6 protein-coding genes and 1 pseudogene are annotated in these 9293 nt (G+C 63.0%); 4 read left to right on the top strand and 3 right to left on the bottom strand.

Annotation, left to right across the window (positions count from 1 at the left end; all coding sequences use genetic code 11):
• Nucleotides 1-1318: DUF6311 domain-containing protein (locus tag AYR66_RS17325; protein ID WP_206047208.1), on the top strand; the 1318-nt coding region annotated here is incomplete at its 5' end.
• Nucleotides 1315-2298, top strand: coding sequence for a glycosyltransferase family 2 protein (locus AYR66_RS17320; protein WP_088708540.1), 984 nt, complete (start codon nucleotides 1315-1317; stop codon nucleotides 2296-2298). The genes AYR66_RS17325 and AYR66_RS17320, both read left to right, overlap by 4 nt.
• Before the next feature lie 3 nt (nucleotides 2299-2301).
• On the opposite strand, the gene AYR66_RS17315 is transcribed toward AYR66_RS17320, so the two are convergent.
• The 3 genes from AYR66_RS17315 to AYR66_RS17305 are packed head-to-tail and all read right to left on the bottom strand — an operon-like array spanning nucleotide 2302 to nucleotide 7919.
• Nucleotides 2302-3261, bottom strand: coding sequence for an acyltransferase family protein (locus AYR66_RS17315; RefSeq protein WP_088708539.1), 960 nt, complete (start codon nucleotides 3259-3261; stop codon nucleotides 2302-2304).
• The gene (locus AYR66_RS17310) at nucleotides 3245-6598 is read right to left on the bottom strand and encodes a glycosyltransferase family 4 protein (RefSeq protein WP_170942186.1); all 3354 of its coding nucleotides are present in this window, start codon (nucleotides 6596-6598) and stop codon (nucleotides 3245-3247) included. Before AYR66_RS17310 ends, AYR66_RS17315 begins: the two co-directional genes overlap by 17 nt.
• Entirely contained in the window at nucleotides 6588-7919 is a 1332-nt protein-coding gene (locus AYR66_RS17305; RefSeq protein WP_170942185.1) for a class I SAM-dependent methyltransferase, read from the bottom strand. Before AYR66_RS17305 ends, AYR66_RS17310 begins: the two co-directional genes overlap by 11 nt.
• A 392-nt stretch (nucleotides 7920-8311) precedes the next feature.
• Between AYR66_RS17305 and AYR66_RS17300 the strand changes: the two genes are divergently transcribed.
• The gene (locus tag AYR66_RS17300; RefSeq protein WP_170942184.1) at nucleotides 8312-9139 is read left to right on the top strand and encodes a class I SAM-dependent methyltransferase; all 828 of its coding nucleotides are present in this window, start codon (nucleotides 8312-8314) and stop codon (nucleotides 9137-9139) included.
• A gap of 57 nt (nucleotides 9140-9196) precedes the next feature.
• Nucleotides 9197-9293 (top strand): annotated as a pseudogene (locus AYR66_RS30135) (tRNA glutamyl-Q(34) synthetase GluQRS); the annotation flags it as partial.

Raw genomic sequence — 9293 nt, 5'->3', positions numbered from 1 at the left:
CGGCGGCACGCCCACCTTCGGCTACGGCTACTACTCGGCCACCCTGGACACGCCGTTCTGCGGCGGGAAACTGATCGCCTGCGCCGAGGAAGGGCTGAAGCACCAGTTCGGCGAATACCGCTTTTCGGATGCGACCGGCGGGCAGTACGAGGGCTATAACTACTTCGGCGCAGGCGTCCTGCTGCTGCTTCCGCTGGGACTGATTGCAGGCCTGCGCGAACTCCCCGCTGCGATTCGCCGCTATCCGGTCCTGATCGTGACGCTATGCCTGTTTGGCGCTTACGCAGTCACCAACACGGCGTATTTCGGCATGAAGGAAGCGTGGTCCTTCCCTCTTCCCGCACTGTTCGACCGCATCACCGGAACCTTCCGAGCAAGCGGGCGTTTCTTCTGGCCGGTGGGTTACCTGGTGTTGTTCGCGGCGCTCGCGGCGCTTCTCAAAAGGCGGTCGGTCCTCGCCGCTGTCCTCGTGGCAATCGCCCTGCCCTTGCAATGGGCCGATGTGCAACTGCTGCGCGAGCGGGTGATTGCGAAGGCATCGGCGCCTTCCAGCGGCGACCTGGAGCGCTGGGCAGGTGTCATTGCACTGGCGGGCAAAGTGCACATTTACCCGGCCTTTGGCTGTGGCGATGCCGATGTCAACCTGTACTGGTTCTTCCAGCGCCTTGCGGCAGAGTACGGAAAGCTGCTCGACACCGGCTATATCGCGCGGCCGAATGTGGATTGCGAAGCGAACCGTCGCGCATTTGACGCCGGATTCATAGCACGACAGCTGTATGTCATGCCGGCAGAATATATCGCCAATCCATTTGTCGTGCCGATCGGATTCCGCGATGCTTCATCGCGAGGCGAGTGTGTACGCTGGCGCATTGCTGTGGTGTGCATGACTGGATCGTGGGCAGGCTTCGAGGGCGGGCGGATCGCACCGCTCAAGCCGCACGCGGAATGGCCGGCCGAGGCGCTGCGCACGCAGGTAGGGAAGTTGCAGGACGGGATGCTGGTGCCGGCGGCGCCCGGCAATGCGGGCTTCCTTTCTTACGGGCCGTATATCACGCTGCCGCCGGGGCGTTATCATTACGCCATTGATTACTCGAGCCAACTGGATGCATCGCAAGAGGCCGGGCACTGGGACATCGCCCTGAGCGGCGGCCGCATGATCGGCAAGGGGCCGATGCAGGGAACCGGCGGCGTGCCGGCGCGCATCGAGGGCGAATTCGATTCGGACGGCACGAAGCTGCCGCTGGAAATCAGGACCTTCTACCCCGGCAGCGGCGACCTGCGGCTCTCGGGCATCGTATTGAAGAAAATTTCACAATGAACGTCGCAACGAACTCCATGCTGGCCAGGCCGGACCGCGAAGCAGGCGCGATGCCGCTGATCAGTCTTGTCGTCCCGGTCTTCAACGAGGGCCCGATCGTCCGCCCTAACCTGCACGCCATACTGGAAGCAGCCGCGGGTGACTGGTACGCGCTTGAACTGATCGCTGTCGACGACGGCTCGGCCGACAATACGGCCGAGGAGATCGCGCAAGCGGCTCAAAAGGATGAACGCATCCGCCCGCTCTCTTTCACGCGCAACTTCGGCAAGGAAGCAGCCATCCTGGCCGGGCTGGCGCATGCGCAAGGCGACGCCGCTGTGGTGCTCGACGGCGACCTGCAGCATCCGCCGGAACTCATCCCGGATATGCTGGCCTTGTGGCGGCAGGGGCTGTACGTGGTGGAGGCAGTCAAGCAGGACCGCGGCAACGAATCGGTGTCGCAGGGCTTGTTTGCCCATGCCTTCTACGGGCTGTTCCGCCGCTTCGCAAAGCTGGACCTGCGCGGGCATTCGGACTTCAAGCTGCTGGACCGCGAAGTGATCGATGCCTACCTCGCCTTTCCGGAACGGCACCGCTTCTTCCGCGCGATCATCGGCTGGGCGCAGTACCCGAGCGCGCAGATCCCGTTCACGGTGGCCGAACGCAATGGCGGCACGACGCACTGGGGCAAGCTGTCGCTGCTGCGCTATGCGATCAACAACATCACGAGCTTCTCGAGCCTTCCGCTGAAGCTGGTGTCCTATCTCGGGCTGGTGACGCTGCTGTTCGGCGCCATTATCGGCATCGTGAGCCTGGTGCAGAAGTTCAACGGCAAGGCGCTCGACGGCTTTACGACGGTGAACCTGCTGATCGTCATCATGGGAAGCGCGATCCTGCTCAGCCTGGGAATCATCGGGCATTACCTTGCGCGGCTGTATGACGAGATCAAGGGGCGGCCGCCTTATGTGATCAAGCCGCCGAAGCGCCAGCCGCGAAAGTAGCGCTCAGTGCGTGCGCAGGTTGCGCCGCCACCTTAATACAGGGCGCTCCACCAGGCGCTGGATCAGCGCGGACAGCATCATCGCTGCCGTCAGGTACACGACCATCTGCCGCACGCCTAGCGGCTGCCCCACGAACGCCCACTGGATCAGGAAGTGATTCAGGAACACGCCATAGGACAGGTCACCCAACCTGTTGTCCCACGTTTGCTGCGGCAGCTTGCCGAGGAAATGAACCAGCGGCAATCCGACGGCGAGGCCAAACAGGGTCTCGGGGTTGTACGGCGACATCAGGTGTCCGGATTGCGATAGCACGAAGCCGAACGCGACTGCGGCCAGCATACCGGCGGCGGCAATGGCGACGCCACGGTTCGATTGGCGAGCATCGTAGAGCACCGATCCCAACAGGAAGAACAACAGCACGCCCGGCAACAGGCGGTAGCCGAAGGTGTCGGTATGCAGGTAGCCCCATGCGGCGGCACCGAATACGGCCAGTCCCGTCAGGAATGCAAGCATCCGCAAGCGGAACAGCAAAAGCACGGGAATAAGCAGGTAGAACTGGATCTCCGCCCCGAGCGACCATGCCGGCGGAATCAGCGTGAACTTGTCCGTGCCGTTGTACATGAAGTAGTTGAGCGGCACGACGACCAGGTTGTTGACGAGGTCCGGCCATGCGGGCGCATGCTGCAGGAAGGCGGTGTACCTGCCGATTGTGACGAACCACACCAGCGTCAGGCCGGCGACCGTCAGGTACTGCGGAAACAGGCGCAACGCGCGATCGACATAGAACAGCGGAATGCGCCGCGCGTCCGGATAGTGGTCGCGCAGCAGTCCTGTCATTACATAACCCGAGATCAGGTAAAAACACACGACCGCGACCACGCCGGGATTGAACCCGGCGATGGCACCGCCCGCGTGGCTGTACGCGACGAGGAGCGCGAGGACCAGCCTAAGCGTTCCGAGCATCGGGCGTCAGCGGATTGGCAAGGCCGTCGATGATATTGAGCAGCCGCACCGACAGCAATGCCCATTCGCGCGCAGCGACCCACTGCTGGGTCTTGGCCGTCTGACGCGAAATCTCCGCGTGATCCTCGAGAAGGCGCTTGATGCCGCTTGCCAGCGCATCCGGCTCGGTGCCTGGAAGCACGTGGACGGCGCCGGCCACGTCGTCGAAGATCGGCAGCGGTGTCACCGCCACCGGACGCCCCGCTGCGATACCAATGCGGACCGCGCCGCTGGCCGATTCCTGGGTGTGCTGGTACGGATAGACGATCAGGTCCGCCGTCTGCAGGCGCGCGAGGCACTCGGCTTCCGGCAGGAAGTCGGTGATGAAGGTGACGCGGTTGCCGATGCCGAGGTCGGCGATCAGTTTTTCGCATTCCTGTTTCTCGACCTCGGAATCGATGTACGGATAAAGTGAATTGAGCAGCAGGAGATGCAGCGAAGGATTGCCCTTGGCGAGCTTCGCGAACGCCTGGATCAGTTGACGGATGCCCTTGTGCGGGAGCAGGAAGCCGTAAGCGGCAATGATCTTCTTGCCTTCCAGCCCGCGTCCGGCGCGTTCTTCCTGTGTCAGTGCGGGCAGCATGGGCAGCACGCCGTGCGGGAAGAAGACGACGTTGCGCACGAGGCCGAAGCCTTTCAGGACGTTCATGTCCTGCACGCCGTGCACATAGAGGCGGTCGGCGCGCGCCAGCGCATCGGCGATGCTCGACAGCGACAGCAGCTGGTCGCCATGCATCACGTCGCGCGTCGAGTGGAAGAAGCAGTGCACCGCGACGCCGACATCCTTGAGCCTGTGGATCAGGCGCGACATCGCCGGCAGCGTGAAGAAGCTGTAGTTGAATTGCAGGACCACCGCGCGCAGGCCGCGCGCGATGACGGTGTCGTACAGGTCGTCCAGCGTCTCGCTGCGCTCGGTGCTCCAGCAACGGATGACGTTGTTGCCGTCATCGCCGAGCTTTTCCACATTGCGATTGGCGAGGATAGTGACGCGATCAGACGTGAGCGCCACCGACAGGAAGGCGGTATAGGTGGCGATGCCGCAGCGGGTATTCCAGGTGCTGACCCAGCCGATCTGGTCTTCGCGGCGGAAGACAGGTTGCGCAGCCAGCGCGGTGATAGCTTCTTCGGTTCGCTCGGCCACGCGGTCCCAGGTGTAGTCGCGCAGCACGCGCTCGCGTGCGGGAACGGTGCGCTTGCGGCGCTCTTCATTACTCGCGCCGTGCACATCGGACATCAGGCGCGCGAGATGGTCAACGTCGGGATCAGCCCAGACGGAGTGCGCCATTGCAAGATGCGTTTCTGCCCGCGCGAACTGGAAGTCGCACATCCACGCCGTCGTGTCGTCGCAGAAATCGGTCTGCCCGCCCCAAGCGGTGGTGATGACAGGCAGGTTGAACAGCATGGCTTCCGCCATCGGCAGGCCGAGCCCTTCGCCGCGGCTGGGTGCCACGAAGGCATGACATGCCTGATACAGGCCGACCAGTTCTTCCTGCGTGCAGTCGCGGTTGACGAGCACGACGTCTGGATATTGCGGGTCCTGCTTGCGCAAACGCGCGAGCTGCTGCTCCACGTCGTTGTGCGGATTGGGGAATGTCTTGATGACCAGCGACACGTCGTCGCTCTGGCGGAACGCCTTGCCGTACGCTGCGAGGAGCGCGTCGACGCCCTTGCGCGGGAAACACGAGGACACATGCAGGAAACGGAAGCCCTTCATCTTCAGGTCCGGCGCCTGCGGCTTGACCTTCAGCAGGTGGTCGACGCCGCCGCCGGTCACCGCCATCGGGATGCGCACGCCGTTGTCGCGCAGGATTTTTTCCACTTCGCCAGAAAGCACGGTGACGAGGTCCAGCTTGCGGTTGAAGGCGTTGACGTATTCCGTCGGAAAACCGGTTTCTTCCCAGCCGTAGGAGTGCACGACGCGCATCCGTCCCGGCATGTCGCTGACGGTCGGCGGATAGCAGAAACGCAGCGCCACGTCGGGCGGCACATGCGCGTCGGTCGCGCGGCGCGCCATCGCGGCGCAGTCGGGATTGGCGGCGAGGAATGCGTCGCCAGGCTTGAAGTCACCATTGCCTTCCATGCTGCGCAGGCCGACATCGTTCCCGCGTGCCGACAGCGCACGGCCGAGTTCGCGGTTGACGATGGCGAGGCTGTAGCTGGAATCGAAGGGGCCTTCGATCTGCAGGTAAGGCTTGGGCGCAGCGGTGTCCGCAGGCGCGGGCGGTTTCGGGCAGGCGATGTCCAGCTTGGCCAGGTAGTCGGCCAGCTGACGGCGCAGGTGGTCCGAATCGAAGCGTTCCACATTGCGCCGCTGGCCGTCGATCACACGGCGGCGCAGGCCGGGTTCGGTGAACAGCGTGTGCAGGACGGTCGCGGCTTCACGCGGGTCGCCATTCTTCAGGATCAGGCCGCCCTCACCCATGGTGTATGGAATGCTGCTGATGCCGCGCGCAACGACCGGCACGTCAAACAGCATGGACTCGATCAGCGGCATGCCGAAGCCTTCGTGCTCGCTCATGCAGACGAAGGCGTCAGCGACGCGGTAGAGTGCGAACAGGGTTTCGTTGGGCACCTTGCCCGCGATCAGCACGCTGCCTTCGAGGTTCAGTTCGCGGATTCGCGCGTAGATCTGTTCCTGGTAGGTATTGCTGCTGATGCCGCCGGCGAGGATGAGGCGCACCGGCTGGTCGGAATAATGCTGGAGTTCGGCCAGCACTTCGAGCAGGTCGAGCTGGCGCTTGTTTTCGCACACGCGGCCGATGAACAGCAGGTTGATCGCATCGTGCAGCGAAGCGACCGAGGCTGGGTCCCACGGCGAGTGCCGGATCATGTCGGCATCGACCAGCAGCGGGATGGTCTCGATATTGCGGTAATTCGCCTCGCGCAATTCCATGCTGTTGTATTCGGAATCACCGATCGCGCCGATGTAGTCCGGCGCCCATTGCACCAGTTGCTGACGGCCGAGCACGCTGAGGCGGCGCACTTCGCCTTCCACCGGCAGGAGGTGAACAGGCGTGATGTTGTGGTAGACCATGACCTTGGGAATGGTCAGGTTGTCCAGCCACGCAACATTGTCCTGGCCGAGGCTGTGATGCATGAACAGCAGGTCGCCTTGCTGCGGCTTGAACTGGCCGAGGGTCTTGACCTCAGCTGCCAGTGGCTCGGGCACGTAGTCGCTGTAGATCTCGGATTCGAATCCCAGTTCGCGCAGCAGGCGGCGCGTGAAGAACATGCCGTTCGTCACGCCGTCGCCGGGCGCGCAGGACGGGCTGTATTGGTGGATTGCCTTAATTCGCATAGGTCTTCCAGGCGATGACCGCATAGTCTTGCGGGCCGTAGAGGGCTTGGTTTACGCGGCGCGACACTTCGTTTTCTTCGATCAGGTGGATGTTGGGCGGATACGGGTTCAGGCGGAGGATTTCCGCCTTCGCAAATCCGCGCTGGCGTGCCATGAATTCAGCCACGGCGGGCACCACGGGATGCAGGTGCGTCGGGTCGGTGTAGAAGTTGCACGCGCCGACCATCAGGTTTTCTGGATTGGGCGTTTCGAAAATGATGAGGCCGTCCTTGCGCACCGCATGCAGCGCGGCGTCGAACAGCGCGACCAGCGTTTCGAACGGCAGGTGCTCGATGATATGGAAACCGGTGACGGCGGCGAGGCTGCCTTCCGGCTGGCGACGCAGGTAGGCGATCGCGTCGCCGCATTCGGCATCCAGGCCGCGTTCCTTGCAGTCGGCCACCATGGCCTGGTTCATGTCCACGCCCGTGGCCTTGAAACCCTCCGCGCCAAGCAACTCCAGCCATTCGCCGCGGCCGCAGCCGACGTCAACGATGCGCGCCGCGTTTTCGCCCTTGAAATGCGCGAGGTAAGGCAGGTACACCTTGAGGCGGTCGCGGATGGCATCGCGCGAACCGCGGAAGTGGCGTTCGAATTCGGTGTAGAAGGTGTCGGCGTCGAAGCCTGGATTCGTCACAGGCGCCGCCGTTGCCGGCCCCTGCGGTGCAGTTGAAGGGACGGATTGTATATAGCGCCGCAGCTCCTGGCGCAGGCCGGCAAGCGCGTTTTCCCTCGCCGCATCCGCTGCGAACACTGCGCGCAGCGATTCCTCGATCGCGTCCGCGCGCGGTTCCAGCCGGTTCAGGCGCGTCCCGATGTCGAGCGCATCGTAACGGCGAAGACGGTTTTCGATGTCGAGCGACAGGATCTGGTCGATGCGCTGGTTCGTCTGCGCATGAGAGGCCTGCTGTGCCTGGCGCAATTCGATCATCTGCACCGCGATCTCGTGCCGGATGCGATTCAGACGCAGGATGGCGTAGGCAAGGTGGATCGCGGGCCCGACCACGGGCACCAGCATCACGCGCTGTTTCCACGTCAGGCCGGGCGATCGGATCTGGCGCAACTTGCGATTGGCTGCGACAGCAACCGGCCCGAGCAGCGGAATGCGCTTGATGACGGCGCGGATGCCGGTGGTCTGGTAGGTATAGCCGACGCCGGGGACAAATTCGACCGCCTTCGGCTTGATGAACAAAGGTTGGTCGCGGCGTCGGTTTGCTGCAACAACCTTCAGTTTTTCGGACAGGAGGTCGGGATCGAGGTCGGGATTGTTGGGTGACAGCATATCGGTATGGGACGGGCTGCGCTCTGGCGGCGCTGGCGAGCGTGGCGCTCGAAAGAGTCGAAGTATACAGGACTCCCGTGCGGGCATTGTCGGCTTGAACATGTTTGCAGCATGCAAAAAGTTTGACTTTTCGCAACATGAATAGACAAGCGCCCACGCAGTCTAAGGAATTTGGACAAATCAACATCCCAATGAACCCGATGATGCCGTCCTTCCTGTTTGGCGCTGCGCGCAGGCTCTGGCCCTACGTTCCTCCTTCCATCCGTCGGTCACCCGCTGTGAGCCGGCTCAAATCGAGGCTGGTTCCACCGCCTGCTCCAGCGGAAACTGCACCACCGCCCCCTGTCCACACCGGACCGCGAGTTGTATCAACGCTGGAAGAAGTAGACGAAATGCTGCGCATGCTGGACAAGGCGGAAGCGATTTCCGACGATGAACTGCGCAAGGGCTTCACCCAGTTCCAGATGCAATTTCCGCTCGAGCTGCCTGCCGATCCCGATTCCGCTGAATACCGGAAGGCGCAGATGAAGCTGTACGAATGGCTGCATGGAAAACCGTATTCGGTGGCCAATGAAGTTTCCGCATTCGACGTGCAGTCCGCCGCCTCGCGCCCCTTCCCCTTCTATACCGAGAGCCCGCAAACGGTGGGCAACCACATCATCAGCATCGGACACCTGATCCGCACACTCAATCTGCCGCCGAAGAGTTCCATTCTGGAATTCGGGCCGGGCTGGGGCAATACGACGGTGTGGCTGGCGCGCATGGGTTACGACGTGACGGCGGTCGACATCGAACAGAACTTCGTCGACCTTATCCGGGAGAGGGCGCGCAGGAAGTCGCTGCAGGTCAACGCGATGCAGGGCGATTTTTCGATGATCCATCGCTTCGAGCGGCGCTTCGATGCAGTGCTGTTCTTCGAATGCTTCCATCACTGCTCAGACCACCAGTCACTCATTGCCGGCCTCGACCGCGTCATTGCGCCAGGCGGCAAGGCAGTGTTCGCCGCCGAACCGATCACTGACGACTTTCCCATTCCCTGGGGTTTGCGGCTGGATGGCGAATCGCTGTGGGCGATCCGCAAGAACGGCTGGCTGGAGCTCGGTTTCCAGGAGACCTACTTCCGCGCCCTGCTCGCCCGCCATGGCTGGGACCTCACCAAATCAGTCTGCCCGGAGACACCGTGGGGCGTCATCTTCACGGCGACGCGCCGGTCCAGCTGACCTGACAAGCGATACAGCCGGGCGTACACTCACGCTTTATTCCAATGCGTGAGCACCATGACGTCTTACATCGGCCGGTTTGCCCCTTCGCCGACAGGCCCCCTGCACAAGGGGTCCCTGGTCGCCGCCATGGCGAGCTATCTCGATGCGCGCG

Origin of the sequence: Noviherbaspirillum denitrificans (genome assembly GCF_002211445.1) — a bacterium.
Lineage (GTDB): Bacteria > Pseudomonadota > Gammaproteobacteria > Burkholderiales > Burkholderiaceae_D > Noviherbaspirillum > Noviherbaspirillum denitrificans.
This window is presented reverse-complemented; position numbering and strand designations above follow the sequence as displayed.